Annotated in this window: 14 protein-coding genes; 6 read left to right on the forward strand and 8 right to left on the reverse strand. The window is 71.8% G+C overall.

The genetic code is table 11. The features are described 5' to 3' along the window. Positions 1–24: 24 nt before the first annotated feature. The 8 genes from ACIPSE_RS21485 to ACIPSE_RS21520 all read right to left on the reverse strand — a co-directional run bounded on the left by ACIPSE_RS21485 (position 25) and on the right by ACIPSE_RS21520 (position 8796). Entirely contained in the window at positions 25–825 is an 801-nt protein-coding gene (locus ACIPSE_RS21485) for an ABC transporter permease (RefSeq protein WP_401664687.1), read from the reverse strand. A 5-nt stretch (positions 826–830) separates the two neighbouring features. Next, the gene (locus tag ACIPSE_RS21490) at positions 831–1634 is read right to left on the reverse strand and encodes an ABC-2 family transporter protein (RefSeq protein WP_401664688.1); all 804 of its coding nucleotides are present in this window, start codon (positions 1632–1634) and stop codon (positions 831–833) included. 1 nt (position 1635) lies between these two features. Further along, entirely contained in the window at positions 1636–2631 is a 996-nt protein-coding gene (locus ACIPSE_RS21495; RefSeq protein ID WP_401664689.1) for an ATP-binding cassette domain-containing protein, read from the reverse strand. Positions 2632–2819: 188 nt separating this feature from the next. Beyond that, positions 2820–3701, reverse strand: coding sequence for a carbohydrate ABC transporter permease (locus tag ACIPSE_RS21500; RefSeq protein WP_401664690.1), 882 nt, complete (start codon positions 3699–3701; stop codon positions 2820–2822). After that, positions 3698–4666 (reverse strand): carbohydrate ABC transporter permease, encoded by a 969-nt coding sequence (locus ACIPSE_RS21505; protein ID WP_401664691.1) that lies wholly within the window; start codon positions 4664–4666, stop codon positions 3698–3700. Before ACIPSE_RS21505 ends, ACIPSE_RS21500 begins: the two co-directional genes overlap by 4 nt. Positions 4667–4686: 20 nt before the next feature. Then, the gene (locus ACIPSE_RS21510) at positions 4687–5949 is read right to left on the reverse strand and encodes an ABC transporter substrate-binding protein (protein WP_401664692.1); all 1263 of its coding nucleotides are present in this window, start codon (positions 5947–5949) and stop codon (positions 4687–4689) included. A gap of 229 nt (positions 5950–6178) precedes the next feature. Next, positions 6179–7429: an ROK family transcriptional regulator gene (locus ACIPSE_RS21515; protein WP_401664693.1), complete on the reverse strand. Its 1251-nt coding sequence runs from the start codon at positions 7427–7429 to the stop codon at positions 6179–6181. A 113-nt stretch (positions 7430–7542) separates the two neighbouring features. Continuing rightward, entirely contained in the window at positions 7543–8796 is a 1254-nt protein-coding gene (locus ACIPSE_RS21520; RefSeq protein WP_401664694.1) for an FAD-binding protein, read from the reverse strand. 98 nt (positions 8797–8894) lie between these two features. Between ACIPSE_RS21520 and ACIPSE_RS21525 the strand changes: the two genes are divergently transcribed. The 6 genes from ACIPSE_RS21525 to ACIPSE_RS21550 all read left to right on the forward strand — a co-directional run bounded on the left by ACIPSE_RS21525 (position 8895) and on the right by ACIPSE_RS21550 (position 17949). Next, entirely contained in the window at positions 8895–9902 is a 1008-nt protein-coding gene (locus tag ACIPSE_RS21525; RefSeq protein WP_401664695.1) for a hydroxyacid dehydrogenase, read from the forward strand. A gap of 750 nt (positions 9903–10652) precedes the next feature. Continuing rightward, positions 10653–11975, forward strand: coding sequence for a radical SAM protein (locus ACIPSE_RS21530; RefSeq protein WP_401664696.1), 1323 nt, complete (start codon positions 10653–10655; stop codon positions 11973–11975). Between the two features lie 281 nt (positions 11976–12256). Beyond that, positions 12257–13750 (forward strand): cellulose binding domain-containing protein, encoded by a 1494-nt coding sequence (locus ACIPSE_RS21535; protein WP_401664697.1) that lies wholly within the window; start codon positions 12257–12259, stop codon positions 13748–13750. 242 nt (positions 13751–13992) lie between these two features. Continuing rightward, positions 13993–15105 carry a ribosome small subunit-dependent GTPase A gene (gene rsgA / locus ACIPSE_RS21540; RefSeq protein WP_401664698.1) on the forward strand — a complete coding sequence of 371 codons (1113 nt, stop codon included), beginning with the start codon at positions 13993–13995 and terminating at the stop codon, positions 15103–15105. A gap of 952 nt (positions 15106–16057) precedes the next feature. Continuing rightward, positions 16058–17455 (forward strand): DNA-3-methyladenine glycosylase 2 family protein, encoded by a 1398-nt coding sequence (locus ACIPSE_RS21545; RefSeq protein WP_401665037.1) that lies wholly within the window; start codon positions 16058–16060, stop codon positions 17453–17455. Continuing rightward, the gene (locus ACIPSE_RS21550) at positions 17452–17949 is read left to right on the forward strand and encodes a methylated-DNA--[protein]-cysteine S-methyltransferase (RefSeq protein WP_401664699.1); all 498 of its coding nucleotides are present in this window, start codon (positions 17452–17454) and stop codon (positions 17947–17949) included. The genes ACIPSE_RS21545 and ACIPSE_RS21550 overlap by 4 nt, the downstream gene beginning before the upstream one ends. Positions 17950–17952 lie beyond the last annotated feature (3 nt).

The raw sequence follows: 17952 nt of genomic DNA on the forward strand, positions 1-17952 counted from the left end.
AAGTCCGGTCCCCGCCACCGAGGTTCAGCCGTTCACGCTCGTGTAGTGGTCGAGGCTCCAGCGCCACAGCAGGCGGGACGCCAGGTAGGCCAGGATTCCGAGGAGGGGGGAGGCGGCGGCCAGCCAGTAGGGGACGCCGGTGTCGTGGCCGTGGCCGGTGAGGACGGCGGCCGGGAAGTAGGCGACGAACGCGAGGGGGAGGCCGTAGGTGAGCAGGCCGCCGACGGCCCTCGGCAGGACGTTCAGCGGGTAGCTGCCGAACGTGCCGAGGAGTTCCTCCAGCCAGCGGCCCCAGTAGTCGGCGGCGGGGAAGCGGAGCGAGGCGCAGGCCACGGCGGTGAACAGGGCCGCCTCCAGCAGCATCCCGCCGAGCACCGCCGCGACGAGGTAGGTGATCCGCCCGGCGGTCCAGTCGAGGTCGCTGCGGGCCAGGGCGCCCACCATGAGCCCCGCCGCGACGGTCAGGTCGCCGATCGCGTTGGTGGGGAAGTACGACAGCTGGAGCTGGCGGTAGACCGGCATCGGCCGCACCAGGTACGTGTCGATGACCCCCTCCTGGATGTGCCGCCCCAGACCGTGCACCCGGCCCAGGAACAGCACGAACAGCCCGTGCGCCAGCATGCGGGTCGCCGGGATGAGCAGCACGTCCGAGCTGTCCCAGCCGCCCATCCCGGTGAAGCGGGTCAGCAGCACCGTCGCGAAGACGATCACCGACACCTGCCAGACCGCGCCGATCGCGATCATCAGCAGGAACTCGGAGCGGTACTCCAGCTGGGCGCGGAAGTTGAGGCGCGTGATGCGCCAGGCGATACGGACCGCGTTCAACGCCCTCATCCTCCTTGGGAGACGACACGGCGGGCGGCCCGCCGCCACAGCAGCCGGGTGAACAGGGCCAGGACGACGATCCAGCCGACCTGCACCGCCAACTGAAGCCAGGCGTCGGCCAGTTCGATACGGCCCACGTAGATCGACAGCGGGACGCTCAGCGTCGCCTGGAACGGCAGGAACGCGCTCAGCGTGATGAACCAGCCGGGGAAGAACCACAGCGGCGCGTACACCCCGGACAGCAGGTTCTGGGCGAAGACCAGGATGAGCATCGCCGCGCCGTTGCGCAGCGTCCAGAAGCACAACTGGTCGATGACGAGCATCACGTAGTACAGGACCCACTGGCCCAGCAGCAGACTCAGCGCGAACACCCCGGCGACCGCCGCCGACCCCGGCGGCTCGACCACACCGAGACAGAGGCAGACGACGTAGCCGGTCAGCGCCCACGCGAAGCCGTACAGCTGCTCCCCGAGGGCGCGCAGCGCGTAGTACCGCTGCGGCGGCAGCGGGCGCAGGTACCAGTACACGATGGTGCCGAAGTGCATGTGCTGGAGCACGGTGTCCCGGCCCGCGTACTGGTCCAACTCCCGCAGCCGGGAGGCGAGTACGGCCAGCACGGCGTAGGTGACGGCCTGGTCGCGGCTGAGTCCCGCGGTCGTGCCGGTCTGCGCGTACAGGCCGCGCCACAGCGACCACACCAGCACGACCTGCACGGTCAGCCGCAGCAGGACGGCCGTCATCCGGGGCGGGGTGTGCAGTTCGCCCAGCGGGGTCACCCTGGCCGCCCGCCAGGTGGGTGCCAACGCCATCTCAGGCCCCTTCCGCGTGGACGTAGGCGGCCCGCATCACGTCCTCCAGGTCGGCCTCGTCGAGGGCGACGTCCGTCACCTCGTACCGCTCGATGACCGCCTTCAGCGCCTGGTGCACGGTCGGCGCGTCCGGTCCGTCCGGGCCGAACACCAGCCGCGGGCCGGTCTGTTCGAGCAGCGCGATGCCCGGCAGCGGCACCAGCTCGGCGTGCGCGTCGGCGAGCGTGGCCCGCACCTGCCAGGTCGAGCCGAACTTGCGGCGGATGTCGTCCAGGGGGCCGTCCAGGACCAGCCGGCCGTGGTTGACGAGGACGACCCGCTCGGCGAGCCGCTCGACCTCCGTCATGTCGTGCGTGGTGAGCAGCACCGTACGGCCGCGCTCCTCGACCTGGTGGCGCAGGAACTCCCGCACCTGCTCCTTGACCACCACGTCCATGCCGATGGTCGGCTCGTCGAGGAAGACCACCGGCGGGTCGTGCAGCAGGGCCGCGGCCAGGTCGCTGCGCACCCGCTGGCCGAGCGAGAGATGCCGGACCCGGGTGTCCCAGAACGACGACAGGTCCAGCAGGTCGTCGAACTCCGCGAGCCGGGCCGCGTGTTCGGCGGCCGGCACCTGGTAGATGTCCCGCAGGATCGCGAACGACTCCCGCACCGGCAGGTCCCACCACAGCTGGGTGCGCTGCCCGAACACCGCGCCGATGTTGCGGGCGTTGCGCTCCCGGTCCTCGTACGGCACCACGCCCGCGACCCGCGCGTGTCCGGCCGTGGGGGTGAGGATGCCGGTGAGCATCTTGATCGTGGTCGACTTGCCGGCGCCGTTCGGGCCCAGCAGGGCGAGGAGTTCACCGGGGGCGACGTCGAAGGTGATGTCGGTGACGGCGTGTTTGGCGACCCGCTCGGGATTGACCAGGGACCGCACCGCCCCGGTGAAGCCCGGGCGGCGGACGGTGGTGTGGAAGGTCCGGGACAGACCACGGACTTCGATACTGCCTTCCAAGGGGCATCGACTCCTCAGCGCGCGCACAACGAAGTGCGGTCGTTCGGCAGGAGCGCCGAACGACCGCGGGCGTCACCTCGACACTGTCGGAATGTCGATCAATAGGTCAATCGATTAAGGGACTCGGCACTTGGACTTTTGAGTGTCCCGGTACCGGCGCACCGTCGAGTGTTCCGGTACCGGCGGGGTCAGCCCTTGATGCCCGTCTGCGCGATCCCCTGCACCAGCCACCGCTGGAGGAAGAGGAACACGAACACCAGCGGCAGGATGGAGATCGCCGTGGCCATGAAGATGAGGTGGTAGTTGACGGTCTGGTTGGTGGCGTACGACGAGAGCGCGACCTGGACCGTCCACGCGCTGGGGTCCTGGCCGATGACCAGCGGCCACAGGAACGCGTTCCAGCCCGCGATGAACGTGATCGTGGCGATCGCCGCGAAGAAGTTCAGCGAGTTGGGGACGACCACACGCCAGTACGCGCCCCAGTAGCTCAGCCCGTCCACCCGCGCCGCCTCCTCCAACTCCTTGGGGAACCCCAGGAAGTACTGCCGGAACAGGAAGCAGGTGAAACCGCTGAACAGGCCCGGGACGATCAGACCGCGGTACGTGTCCACCCAGCCGAGCGAGGAGACGAGCACGAAACTGGGCACGAACGTGACGGCCGTCGGCACCATCAGCGTGGCGAGCACCGCGTAGAAGACCTTGTTGGCGTGCCGGTAGGGGATGCGGGCGAGGCCGTACCCCGCGAGCGAGCAGATCAGCAGGATGCCGCTGGTGTGCAGGACGGCGACGACCAGGGAGTTCCACATCGAGCGGGCGAAGTCGACGGTGACGTCGTCGAAGGGCTCGGTGACGTTGCCCCACTGGATGTCGGTGGGGAACCACTTCCACTCCTCGCCCGTGATCTCCGGGTCCGTCATGAAGGCGTTGCGGACGATCAGGTAGAAGGGGACGAGGAAGAGGACTGCGGCGACGCCGGTCGCGAAGTACAGGCCGGCGTTCCCCATGACACCGCCGCGGCCGGGCTCGGCCGCCCTGCCCGGCTTGCCGGTCTCGGGTGCTGTGGTGGTCACTGGGACTCCTCCCCCCTTCCGAAGCCCATGAGCTTGCCCTGGAACAGGGTCACCAGGCAGATGAGCGCGGTCAGGACCAGCGCGCCCGCGCTGCCCGCGCCGTAGTTCTGGTTCTCGCCCAGGGCCATCTTGTAGAGCTCGACCAGCGGCGGCATGCCCCAGGTGGCCTTGCCCAGCAGGATGAAGAACTCGTCGAAGGCCTGGTAGGCGGCGATCAGCAGCAGCAGGATCACCGCGGTGGACGTGGCCCGCAGCTGGGGCAGGGTGATGTACCGGAAGGTCTGCCAGCCCGGCTTGGCGCCGTCGATGGCGGCGGCCTCGTACAGCTCCCGCGGGATGTTCTGGAGCGCCGCGAGGAACAGGATCATGTAGAAGCCGGACTGGAGCCAGAGCCGGACGCTCACGATGACCAGCCAGTACCACGGCGGGTCGGGGTTGCCGAGCCAGGCGATGTTCTCCACGCCGAACCAGCCGATGACCGTGTTGGCCAGGCCGAAGCGGACGCCGTTGAAGATGGACATCTTCCAGATGAGCGCGGCGGCGGCGTAACTCACCGCGGTCGGCAGGAAGAACACCGAGCGGACGAACGCCCGCATGAACCGCAGCCGGTTCACCAGCAGCGCCAGACCCAGCGACAGCGCCCAGGTCACCGGCACGATGAACAGGGCGAACACGGTGAACGTGACGAGGGAGTTGCGGAAGTCGGTGTCCGTGAGGATCGCGCGGTAGTTCTCCAGGCCGACGAACTCGCTGGGGGTGACGGTGAACCGGGCCTCGAAGAAGCTGAGATACAGGCTCCAGCCGATGGGCACGAAGACGAAGATCACCAGGCCGACGAGGAACGGCCCGGTGAAGAGCCAGAAGTTGAAGGCGCGACTCGCCCCGAGGCCCCGCCGCGACCGGCCCTTGGCGGGCTCGGCCGGGGCGGGGGAGGAGGCGACCCCGCGCGTGGTGGTGGTCGACATGTCGAGATCCGTCCGGTGGCCTATCCGAAGAGCTTCGTGAGCTCGGTGTCGACCTTCTTCTCGGCGGCGGCGAGCTGCGCCTTGGGATCGCCGTCCTTGCGGACCGAGTTGGCGACGACGTCGTTGACCGCGGCGATCATCGCCTGCGTCCAGCCGATGTTGTCGAAGTGGCCGAACTCGTTGAACAGCTTGACGCCGTCGGCCGGCAGACCGGTCTTGAGCTTGGTGGCGGCCTCACCGATGGAGGCGCGCGGCGGGATGTGGAAGCCGTAGGACAGGGCCCAGTCCTCCTGGTACTTCTTCTGGTCGATCCACAGCCACTTCACGTACTCCTTGGCCGCCTCGACGTTCTTGCCCTTGGCGTTGACGAACATCGACCAGCCGCCGTTGGCGACCGACTGGCGGCCCGCCGAACCGACCTTCGGGAAGGGGAAGATGCCGATGTCGTCGCCGAGCGCCTCGATCATCGCGGGCATCGCCCACATGCCGCACCACTGGATCGCGGTCAGGCCCTGGGTGAAGGCGGAGGGGTCCCACCAGTCGGTGGGGGCGTCAAGGAGCAGGTTGCCGCTGGTGAACAGGGAGCGCAGCTGGGTGAGACCGGCGGCGACGGCGTCCGTGTTGAAGGCGGGCTTGTTGTCGGCGGTGAGGGTGTCCGCGCCGGCCGACCAGATCAGCGGGTTCTGCACCGTGGTGAGGTCGTTGCCGAGGAAGGCGCCCTTGACCTTGCTGGTGGTCAGCTTGTCCGCGGCCTCGATCAGCTCCTCCAGCGTCTGCGGAACCTCGATCTTCGCCTTCTCCAGCAGCGAGGGCCGGTAGAAGAAGAACTGCGGGTCGTCGATCATGCGGACGCCGTAGATCTTCCCGTCGACCGTGTGCGAGTCGATGTCCGCCTGGTTGAAGTCGCTCTTGACGGGCTCGATGATGTCGGTCAGATCCGCCACCTGGCCGCTCTTGACGAGCTGGATCTGCGGGTGGAACTCGAAGACGTCCGGCGCGTTCTTGGTGAGCAGCGCGGCGAACAGCTTCTGCTCGAAGTTGTTGCCGGTGATCCACTGGGTGGTGATGTTCGCTTCCTTGTACGCCTTCGCGTAGCGCTTGATGGCCTGTTCGGTGCCCGCCTCGCCGTAGGCGTGGAAGTACTGGACCAGGGTGTCACCCGAACTGCCGCCGCCCCGGCCGTTGTTGCCGCCGCACGCGGCCAGCGTTCCGGCGGCGGCCATGCCCGCAGCGGCACGGAAGACGGAGCGACGGGACCAGTTGCTGTTGCTCATTGCCGACATGCTGACGTCCTTGTCTGTTGTACGGCTACGGCACGGAGCCCCTGACCGGCGGCTCGGCACGCGATGGCGCAAATGGCGTTGCGGAGCGGGACGTTAACCTTCGGCTAAGGCTTCGGCAAGGGGTTGGACGAAGTCTGTTCGAAGCGTTGCTGTCCGTTCGGGATGCCGGACGCCGACACGGTCCGGACCACGGCCGGAGAGTCTTCAACTGGCCCTGGAAGGCGCCCTGTCAGCGGGAATTGCGGGCCTTCGCGCGTCCCGGCGCGGCACGCTTCGCGGACGTTCGCTGACCGACCGACTGCAACGCCCCCTCCAGCGCGAACGTCGCCGCGCCCAGGCACACCGGATCGGTCGGGATGGGGGAGAGGACGATCTCGGTGGCCGCCGTCGGACGCGGCAGCGCGTGCCGCGCGACGGCCTCGCGCACCGCGAGGACCAGGGGTTCGCCGAGAGCGGCGGCGACCCAGCTGCTGAGCACGACCACCTCGGGGTTGAACAGGTTGACCAGGTCGGCGATCCCGGCGCCGAGATAGCGCACCGTGTCCCGGACCACCTCCGCAGCCACCGCGTCGCCGCCCTTCAGCCCCCGGGCCAGCGCGGCGATCGTCGCCGTCTGGTCCTCCGCGTGCAGCAGCGCGCTGCCGGGATGCGTCTCCCGGAGCGTCAGCATGATCCCGGACGCGCCGACGTACGCCTCCACGCACCCGTGCTTGCCGCACCGGCACTCCCGGCCGTCCAGCACGATCGTCGTGTGGCCCCACTCGCCGGCGCTGTTGCTCACCCCCCGGTGCAGGCCGCCGCCCAGCAGCAGCCCGGCGCCCACACCGGTCCCCAGGTTCACCACCACGGCGTCCCCGCGCCCGCGCGCCGCCCCGAACCACAGCTCGGCGACCGCGCTCGCGCGCAGCGGATTGTCCAAGTAGAGGGGATAGGCGAGGTGTTCGGTGAGCAGATCGAGCAACGGCACGTCGTGCCAGTCCCAGTTGGGCGCGTACTCCGACACCCCCGTGTCCCGGTCCACCTGCCCCGGCACGCTCACCCCGACGCCGAGCACCCGGGCGCCCTCGACCCCGGCCTGCGCCACCACCGAGCCGACCGCCGCGGCGACGTGCCCGACGACCTGCTCGGGCAGGCTCTCGCCGGGACGGACGTCCTCCTCCGCGCGGGCCAGCACGTTCAACGCCAGGTCGAACAGCTCGACATGGACGTACGTCTCCGCGATGTCCACCCCGATCAGCGCGCCCCCCGACGCGTTGACGGCCACCAGGCCCCGGGGACGGCCGCCCGCCGAGTCCTCGAAACCGACCTCCGTGATCATGCGCAGGTCGAGCAGTTCACCGACGAGCGTGGCCACCGTGGCCAGGCTCAGTCCGGTGGCCGCGGCCAGCTCCTGCCGGGACGTCGGGGACTCGGCGATGATCTGGCGGAGCACCTCGTAGCGGTTCGCGGTACGGATGTCGCGTGAGGTGCCGCGCTTCATCGGCCGTCCCTCCCTGGCAGGCACATGCCGGGCCGACGTCGGCACCGGCGCGGCGCAAGGCTATGGCCTGCCGGAGATGTTCGACAAGGGGTTAGGAAAGGGGCTGTACAAAGTCAGCCGCCCAGGGTCTCCCGCACGAAAGCGTTGGCGAATTTCCCCTCCGCGTCGAGCTCCGAGGCCAGCGCCCGGAAGGCGTCGAGCCGCGGATAGAGCCCCCGCAGCGCCGCCCCCGACGTGGTGAAGACCTTCCCCCAGTGCGGCCTGGCCGCGAACGCCTCCAGCGCCTCCTCCAGCCGCCGCACCACCGGCAGCACGGCCGCGGTGTCCGCGATCCAGGTGAAGTGCAGCGCCACGGTGTCCCGCCCGTACGACGGGCTCAGCCACTGCTCGTCGGCCGCGACCGTCCGCACCTCGCAGATCTGGAGCACCCCGGCGATCTCCTCCCGGATCCCGTCCACGGCGGTCAGCGCCTCGACCGCGTGCGCGCGCGGCAGCAGATACTCCGACTGGAGCTCCTCGCCGCTGCTCGGCGTGAACTCGGCCCGGAAATGGGGCAGTCGCTCGTGCCACGGCCCCGGCACCCCGAACTGCTCGGTGCAGTTGACCGCGGGCATCCCCGGCACCGGATGCTGCTTCTCGCTCGCGGGCTCCGCCCACGGGAAGTCGCCGAGCGGCTGGTCGGTGCGCCGCTTCACCCACACCTGACGGAAGCCCGGCGCCCGCCAGTCGGTGAACAGGCTCACGCTGTACGCCGCCGACATGACCGTCTCGAACGCCGCCCGGTCCAGCCCTTCCAGGGGGAGTTCGGTGAACACGCGCTGCTCGACGTCGTACGTCGGCTCCAGGTCCAGGGTGAGCGCGGTGACCGCGCCGAGCGCGCCCAGCGAGGTCACCGCCCCGCCGAACCGCTCGTCGCCCCGGCCGATCGTGACCGCCGACCCGTCCGCGACGACCAGCTCCACCTCGCGCACCGCAGAACCCAGCGGGCCGTTGCCCACCCCCGAGCCGTGCGTGCCGGTCGCGACGGAACCGGCCACCGAGATGTGCGGCAGGGACGCCATGTTGGGCAGCGCGAACCCGTGCGCGTGCACCGCGCGGGCGAGTTCCGCGTACCGGACCCCGCCGCCGACCCGCACCGTCCGGGCGGCCGTGTCGACGTCGACCGTCGAGGGGAGACCGGCGACCGAGAGCAGGACGCCGTCGGCGCCCGGCTCCGCGATCTCGTTGAAGGAGTGCCCGCTGCCCAGCACCCGCACCTTCGCGCTCCCCGCCACGAGGGCGCCGAGCGCCTCCGGCGAGTCCGGGCGCAGCACCTCCTTCGCCGCGTACGTGATGTTGCCCGCCCAGTTGGTGACCATGTCCGTCATCCTCGTCCCTTGCGCCCACTTGGTACGCGTTGACCCTCTCATCCGCCCCCGCCTAACGTAGAGAGCGGTTTCTCCCCACCCGTTCGGAGGCCGTCACCTTGCCCGAGCGTCCCCAGGCGCTGTTCGCCATGACCGCCCAGAACCTGCCCCTGCTCTTCCCGCCCCCGGTGCTCGACCTGCTGCGGGAGCACGTGGACATCGACCCCGGCCTCGTCGCCGAGGACTTCACCGACCCCGGCGTCCGGGAGGCACTGGCCCGCACCGAGATCCTCGTCACCGGCTGGGGCTGCCCACCGCTCGACGACGCCGTCCTCGACGCCGCCCCGAAACTCCGCGCGGTCCTGCACGCCGCCGGTTCGGTCAAGGGCTTCGCCACGCCCGGCCTCTGGCGGCGCGGCATCGCCGTCTCCTCGGCCGCCGACGCCAACGCCCTGCCCGTCGCCGAGTACACCCTCGGGGTGATCCTGCTCGCCGGGAAGGACGTCTTCGCCCGCCGCGAGCGGCTGCGCGCCGACCGTGCCCATCCCGGCTGGGGCGTCGTGCCCGGCATCGGCAACCACGGCCGCCGTGTCGGCGTCATCGGGGCCTCCCGGATCGGCCGCCGGGTCATCGAGCTGCTGCGCCCCTTCGACCTGCGGGTGAGCCTGACCGACCCGTACGTCGACGAGGCCGGCGCCGCCGCGCTCGGCGTCCCGCTCCTGCCGCTGGACGAGCTGCTGCGCACCTCCGAGATCGTGACGGTCCACGCCCCGGAGACCCCTGGCACCCGGCACCTGATCGGCCGCCGCGAACTGGCCCTGATGCCCGACGGCGCCGTGCTGGTCAACACCGCGCGCGGCTCCCTCGTCGACACCGACGCCCTCGTCGACGAACTGCGCTCCGGCCGCCTGACCGCCGTCCTCGACGTCACCGACCCCGAGCCGCTCCCCGCCGGCTCGCCGCTGTACGACCTGCCCGGCGCCTTCGTCACCCCGCACCTGGCGGGCTCCCAGGGCAACGAACTGCCCCGCCTCGGCCTGGCCGTCGCCGAGGAGGCGGGGCGCCTGTCACGGGGTGAGCGGCCGGCCCACCCGGTCGACGCCACGGTGTGGGAGAACGGGGCCTGAGCTCGGGGATCGGCTGGACGGGGAGGGGCGGTCCGGGCGGCACGCGCCACCGGGGCGGTCGGTGCCGGTGCCGGTGTCGATGGCGGCTGCGGTGGCGGCTGTGCCGGTGGTCGCTCCGGAGTCCGTGGCGGCGCAGGCATTCCCTTCGAGCCTCTTCCCGGGACCGGCCCCGCCCAGGAACCGGCCCCGCCCCGGGACCGGCGTCCGTGCGAGCGGAGGGGGCCTCGGCCGGGCGGCGCTGACACGATCCTCGGCGGCGCCTTCGTCCGCCGTCTCGGCGCGGTCGCCGAGGGGCGGCCCCTGGCGCTGTCCACCGTCCACGGGCGTGACGACCGGACGAAGCACGTCCACGGCCCCGCGGCGGGCCGCGAGCTTCGCCGGAGGGCGCCCGGTGTGCGTCACCGTCACGCGCGTGGCCGGGCCGGTCCTCGCCCGTGCCGTGGTCGAGCGCGCCGCGCCCGGTCGGTGGGCTCACGCCAGGAGACCCGGCCGCAAGGGGCCGGGTGCGACCGCACCGCCGCGCGGCGAGGCCTGCGTCAGGATCCGCACCGGGCGCGCCGAGAACAGGCTGTGGGCTGGTGTGCCGTCGCTCACCTTGGTGGGGGTGCCCCCGTGAACGACCCCGTACCCTCTCGGCCGAAACGCCCTTTACCGGGGCATATCGCCGACCCGAGGGGACCCGGTACGCGTGCCGGGCGGGCGGGGGCATACCGTGAGGAGTCGAACGCGTCGGTCGTGAGGAGATGACGGATGGGCAGCCGTACCGCGCTGGTCGAGGATCTGATGGAGAGGTTCCCGCATGTGCCGCGGGAAGCCGTCTTCAAGGAGGACCTGCTGCGAGGGGGCGTGGCCTTCGACCCGTCGGCGCTCAGCGACAACGAGTCCGGAGACGTCAAGCCGAAGTCGTACTTCATCTTCTCCTTCGACCACGGCACCCTCCCCGAGCTGGGCGAGGCCGCGCTCCGGCGCCCCCCGGAGGAGATCATCCTCACGGGCGGGCCGTACGACCTGCGCAGGACCGTGGTGTCGGTGCGGGTGAACCCGTCCTCGCCCTACCGGGTCGCCTCCGACGACGAGGGCGTGCTCGGCCTCTACCTCGACGGCAAGCGCATCGCCGACGTCGGGGTGCCGCCGATGCCGGAGTACTACAAGCACAAGCTCTCCAACGGGAAGTCCGTGATGGAGGTCGCCCCGACCATCCAGTGGGGCTATCTGATCTATCTGACCGTCTTCCGGGTGTGCCAGTACTTCGGCGCCAAGGAGGAGTGCCAGTACTGCGACATCAACCACAACTGGCGCCAGCACAAGGCCGCGGGGCGGCCCTACACCGGCGTCAAGGACGTGGAGGAGGTCCTGGAGGCGCTGGAGATCATCGACCGGTACGACACCGCGAAGACCTCCACCGCCTACACGCTCACCGGCGGCGCCATCACCAAGACGGTCGCCGGGCGCGACGAGGCCGACTTCTACGGCCACTACGCCAAGGCCATCGAGGAGCGCTTCCCGGGCCGCTGGATCGGCAAGGTCGTCGCCCAGGCGCTGCCCAAGGACGACGTCCAGCGCTTCAAGGACTACGGCGTGCAGATCTACCACCCCAACTACGAGGTGTGGGACGAGTACCTGTTCAAGCTGCACTGCCCGGGCAAGGAGCGGTACGTCGGCCGCGACGAGTGGCACAAGCGCATCCTGGACTCCGCCGAGATCTTCGGCGCCCGCAACGTGATCCCCAACTTCGTGGCCGGCGTGGAGATGGCCGAGCCCTTCGGGTTCAAGACGGTCGACGAGGCGATCGAGTCGACCACCGAGGGCCTGCGCTTCTTCATGTCGCACGGCATCACGCCCCGCTTCACCACCTGGTGCCCCGAGCCCACCACCCCGCTCGGCAAGGCCAATCCGCAGGGCGCGCCGCTGGAGTACCACATCCGGCTGCTCCAGGCGTATCGCCAGACGATGGAGGACTTCGGTCTCTCCTCGCCTCCCGGTTACGGCGAACCCGGCCCCGGCCGCGCCGTGTTCTCCGTGAGCTCCTTCATGGACAGCCTCCCTGCTCAGGAGCCGGTCGAGGCCCAGTAGGCGCGCGCCTCGCCCAACTGCCCCGACTACAACCGCATATCGAAGAGGGCCCGGATCGAGACATCCGGGCCTTCTTCGCGTATGTCTCCAGGAGCAACCGGCGCAACACGCGCAACAGCGGCGACGCGGCGTGGGCGCCGTCGAACGCGCGGTAACCGAATTTGAATAGCCAGCTTGTCAGTTGTGCGGGAACCGTGAAAAGCTCGTGCATCGCCGCGAGGACCCCCACAACTCTGTTGCCAATAAGGTGAGTTGACCTCGCATCCGGATGCAGGAGACCGATGCCCGACCTGCCGACCCCCCAGGACGCCACCGAGGCGGCGCTGTTCTCCGAGTGCTGGGACGCCGTCCTCTCGTACGCCGACCTGTGCACGGCCGGATCCAGTGCGGCCACACAGCTGGCCACCGAAGCCTTCGCCCTCGGCATGCGCGAGGCCCGCACCGACACGGGCCCGGCCCGCACCCTCGGCCGCCGCACGCTCCGGCTGCCCGTGATCCCCCTCCTGCTGACCGCCGTTCGCGCCACGGCGGCCTCCTGGGAGGAGGGCGGCCAGGGGCACGAACTCGACCCCGACCTCCGCCTGTGGCTCAACTCCGAGAAGGCCGCACGCTACACCGGGCCGCCGCTCAAGCGCCCGCTCGCGCTGCGCGGACTGCGGGACATGCAGGAGGCCGACGCCGACCTGCTGTGGCTCGCCGAGGTGGAGTCGCTGCCGCTGTCCGTGGTGGCCCGCCGCCTCGGCCTCGACCCGGCCACCGTGTCCGAGGAACTCGCCCAGGTACGCGGCCTGTTCCGGGACCGCTCCCACCGCAACCACCTCGACACCCCGATGGACGCGCACTGCCGCAGCTACGCCCGGCTGCTCGACGCGCTCACCCGCTCCTCCACCTCCGCCGGAACCCCGGACGACCTGTCCCGGCACCTGTCGACCTGTGTGCAGTGCGCCGAGGCCGCCGCGTGTCTGCGGCTGCCCGGCGGCGGCCTGCCCGCCGCGCTCGCCGGCGGCGTGATCGGCTGGGGCGGCCTCGCCTACCTCGAACGCCGGCGCCGGGCCGCGGAGGTACGCCTGGGCGCCGGACGCCCCGACCCGGCCGACGCGGGGCCCGCCGACCCGGGCGCGCAGAAGGCCCGGCTGGTGCGCAGCGCGCTGCTCGTCACCGCCGTCCTGGTCTCCGTGCTCGCCCTCGGCGTGTCGATGATGCCGATGGGTGACGACATGGACGACGGCGCCGCCGCCCCCGTCGACTCCTCCGCCGACCGGCAGCCCGTCGCCGCCGACCCCGGCCTGCCGGACGCCACGACCCGCCCCGTGAGCACGCCCCCGCCCACCCCGTCCGCGAGCGGCACCCGCAGCGAGGCCGAGGACGGCACCCAGGGCAGGAACAACCCCGACCCCGAACCCCAGGGCACCACGTCCTCCGCGCCGCGCGACGACGGCTCGTCCGGCACCGGCGAACACGCCGCGTGCACCTACGAGTACACCCTCGTCAACCAGTGGCCCGACGGCTTCCAGGCCACCGTCTCCGTCACCACCGAGCAGGCGCTGAGCAGTTGGCAGGTCGCCTGGACCTTCGAGGACGGCCAGAAGGTCACGCAGATGTGGGACGCGAGCTTCGGCCAGAGCGGCGGTCGCGTCACGGCGACGGCCGCCCAGTACAACAAGTCCGTCGCCGCGGACTCCACCGTCACCTTCGGCTTCCTCGCCTCCTGGCAGGGCGCCAACTCCCCGGCCGGGGACCTGACCCTGAACGGCGACGCCTGCACCAAGTCCTGACCGGGACCGTTCGTCGATTCCCGAGTCGTCGATTCCCCGGTCGTTAATTCCGTTGACGGACCCGAGGGGGCTCCGGCTACGGTGTGGTTGTTCTCGCCGAGCGAGCCGTGAAGAGGAGGTGTTGACCGATGGCTGTCACTGCGCTGAGCGCTGCCCGCATCCAGATCATCAGGTCCATCTCCTCCGTGGCCGCCGGCTGACACCCATCTCCTGAGCCGGGGCCGCCCTTCGAAGGGTCACCCTTGACTTCCGGTTCCGCCTCCACCGTTTCCACCACCACTCACTCCGCGCTCGCTCCCTACGGCTGGGACGAGGCGTGGGCGGCCGAGTTCGCCCCCTACGCGGCCGAAGGACTCCTGCCCGGACGTGTGCTCCGGGTCGACCGCGGACAGTGCGACGTCCTCACCGCCGAGGGCGTCCTGCGCGCCGACACCGCGTTCGTCACCCCGCACGACCCGATGCGCGTCGTGTGCACGGGCGACTGGGCCGTCGTCGAACCCGGCGGCAACCCGCGCTACGTCCGCACGTACCTCCCGCGCCGTACCGCGTTCGTGCGCTCCACCTCCTCCAAGCGGTCCGAGGGCCAGATCCTCGCCGCCAACGTCGACCACGCCATCGTCGCCGTGTCGCTGGCCGTCGAACTCGACCTCGGCCGCGTCGAGCGGTTCCTCGCCCTCGCCTGGGAGAGCGGGGCCCAGCCCGTGGTCGTCCTCACCAAGGCCGACCTCGTGCCCGACCCGGTCACCCTCGCGCACCTCGTCGAGGACGTGGAGACGACCGCGCCCGGCGTGCCCGTCCTCACCGTCAGCGCCCTCGACGGCGACGGGCTCGACGTCCTCACCGCGACCGTCGCCGACGGCACGGCCGTCCTGCTCGGACAGTCCGGCGCCGGGAAGTCCACCCTCGCGAACGCGCTCGTCGGTGAGGACGTCATGGACGTCAAGGCCGCGCGGGACGTCGACGGGAAGGGCCGGCACACGACCACCACCCGCAACCTGCTCGCCCTGCCCGGCGGTGGGGTCCTCATCGACACCCCCGGCCTGCGCGGGGTCGGCCTGTTCGACGCCGAGAGCGGGGTCGGGCAGGTGTTCGCCGAGATCGAGGACCTGGCGCGGGACTGCCGCTTCCAGGACTGCGCGCACTCCGGTGAACCGGGGTGCGCGGTGCTCGCCGCCATCGACGACGGGGCGCTGCCGCAGCGGCGGCTCGACAGCTACCGGAAGCTGATCCGGGAGAACCAGCGGATCGTCGCCAAGACGGACGCGCGGGTCCGCGCCGAGATCCGGAAGGACTGGAAGCGGCGCGGGGCGGAGGGGAAGGCGGCGATGGAGGCGAAGCGGGGTCGTTGGACGTGACGCGTCGGCGCCGCCAGGGTCGTTGGACGTGACGCCTCAGGGGGTGCCTCGGGGTGTGGCGGGGCGGGTGCGGGTGGTTCGTGGCCGGTCGCGCAGTTCCCCGCGCCCCTGAAAGCAGGACGGTGCCCGCGCCCGGCGGCACAGGGCACCGTCCGAGCCCCGAAACCCCCTGACCGCACCGCACCGCACCGCGACGGAAAGCCCCCTGCGCGCACCCGCAGCGAGCGACAGCCCCTGCCCGTGCCCAAAGGCGACGGGCAGGGGCTGTCTGTGCCCGCAGCGAATGGCAGGCCCTGCCCGTGCCCGAGGTCAACGGTGGCCTCCGCCTGTGCCCGAAGCGCATGGCAGCCCCTGCCCGTGCCCGAAGCCGACGGCAGGCCCGTCCGCCGAAGGTGGATGCGCATGGTCCGTGTCTGAGGCTGAACGGCATCCCGGTCCATCGGAAGGTGCGGGCACCCCGCCTCCGCCCGATGGCACTGGTACCTCTGCCCTCGTCCCCGCCCAATGGCACTGGTACCTCTGCCCTCGTCCCCGCCCGAAGGCGACGGCAATGGCTGCCCGTGCCGAAGCCAACGGCGGCCACCGCCCGTGCCTGAAGGCGATGGCAGCCCCGTCTGCTCGCCTCCGCCCGACGGCGGGCACCTCCGCCCTCGCCCCCACCAGAAGGCAGTGCCACCTGGCCCTTGCCCCATGGCGGCGGCGCCCCCGTCGGTCCACCTCCGCCTGAAGGCAACGGCACCCCCGAAGACGTCGGCACCTCGTCCGCAGCCCATGGCACCGGCACCGGCACCGGCCCCCCCGGCCCCGCCCGAAGCCCACGTCACTGCCCCCGCCCCCGCCTCCCCGTCCACAAACACGCGCCGCACCCCCGCCATCGCCGAAGGCACCCCCACCGTCGTGTCCGATTCCCGCCAGCCCGGCGAGGGCGTCATCGCCCACACTGGATCCCGTGATGGACGAGGACAGCAGGTACGAGGCGGTGCGGAGCCGGGACGGGCGGTTCGACGGGGAGTTCTTCTTCGCGGTGCGGACCACCGGCATCTACTGTCGGCCCAGTTGCCCGGCGATCACGCCGAAGCGGCGCAACGTGCGGTTCTTCGCGACGGCCGCCGCCGCGCAGGGCTCGGGGTTCCGGGCCTGCCGGCGGTGCCGGCCGGACGCCGTGCCGGGGTCGGCCGAGTGGAACGTGCGGGCCGACGTGGTGGGCCGGGCGATGCGCCTGATCGGGGACGGGATCGTCGACCGTGAGGGCGTCGCCGGGCTCGCCGGCCGGCTCGGGTACAGCGCCCGGCAGGTGCAGCGGCAGCTCACCGCCGAACTCGGCGCCGGGCCCGTCGCGCTCGCCCGCGCGCAGCGCTCGCACACCGCGCGCGTGCTGCTCCAGACCACCGGCCTGCCGGTGACGCACATCGCGTTCGCGTCCGGATTCGCCAGCGTGCGCCAGTTCAACGACACGATCCGCACCGTGTACGCGGCGACCCCCACCGAACTGCGGGCCGCCGCCCCCGGCACCCGGCCCACGGCCACCCCCACCGCGGGGGTCCCGCTGCGGCTCGCGTTCCGCGGACCCTACGCGTCCGGCGCCGTCTTCGACCTGCTCGCCGCCGAGGCCGTGCCCGGTGTCGAGGAGGTCACCGGACCCGGCGGTCGCCGCACCTACCGGCGCACCCTGCGGCTGCCGTACGGCACCGGCATCGCCGCCGTCGGCGAACGGGCCCGCGGCCGGCTCGACGCCCGGCTGCACCTCACCGACCTGCGGGACCTGACCACCGCCGTGGGACGGCTGCGCCGCCTGTTCGACCTGGACGCCGACCCGTACGCCGTCGACGAACGGCTCGGCGCCGACCCCCGCCTCGCGCCCCTCGTCGCCGCCCGCCCCGGACTGCGCTCGCCCGGCACCACCGACCCCGAGGAGTTCGCCGTACGGGCGCTCGTCGGACCGGCCGGGGCCGAGCGGCTCGTGGCGCGGTACGGCAAGGCCCTCGACGCGCCCTGCGGCACCCTCACCCACCTGTTCCCGGAACCGGCGGCACTGGCCGGGACCGGCGGACCCCTGGGCGCCCTCGCCACCGCCCTCGCCGACGGCGCCGTACGGCTGGACCCGGGCGCCGACCGCGACGAGGCGCAGGTCGCGCTGCTCACCCTGCCCGGCCTGGACGCCCGCACCGCCGCCGCCGTGCGCACCCGCGCCCTCGGCGACCCGGACGTGGCGCCGCCCGGCGAGGACACGCCCGACAGCTGGCGCCCCTGGCGCTCCTACGCCCTGCTCCACCTGCGCACCGCAGGACAACACCTGCGCGCCCCAGCACAACACCTGCGCACCGCAGGACGACGGAAGGACCCCCGATGACCACCCTGTACAGCCGCGTCGACAGCCCCGTCGGACCCCTCCTGCTCACCGCCGACCCGGCCACCGGAGCCCTGACCTCCCTGTCCGTGCCGGGGCAGAGGAACGGCCGGAGCGTACAGCCCGGCTGGCGGGCCGACCCCGGGCCCTTCCGGGAGGCGCGACAGCAGCTCGACGCCTACTTCGCCGGGGAGCTCAAGGAGTTCCGGCTGGAGCTGCGCACCGAGGGCACCGCCTTCCGGGAGCAGGTGTGGAACGCCCTCGACACCGTTCCCTACGGGGCGACCACGACGTACGGGGAGATCGCCGCCCGGATCGGCGCATCGCGCGCCGCCGTACGGGCCGTCGGCGGGGCGATCGGGGCCAATCCGCTGCTGATCGTCCGGCCGTGCCATCGGGTGATCGGCGCCGACGGCTCCCTGACCGGGTACGCGGGCGGCCTGGAACGCAAGACGGCCCTGCTCACCCTGGAGGGCGTCGACCTCCAGGGCCCCTGACCG

The sequence above is a fragment of the Streptomyces sp. NPDC090106 genome (assembly GCF_044747265.1).
Taxonomy (GTDB): domain Bacteria; phylum Actinomycetota; class Actinomycetes; order Streptomycetales; family Streptomycetaceae; genus Streptomyces.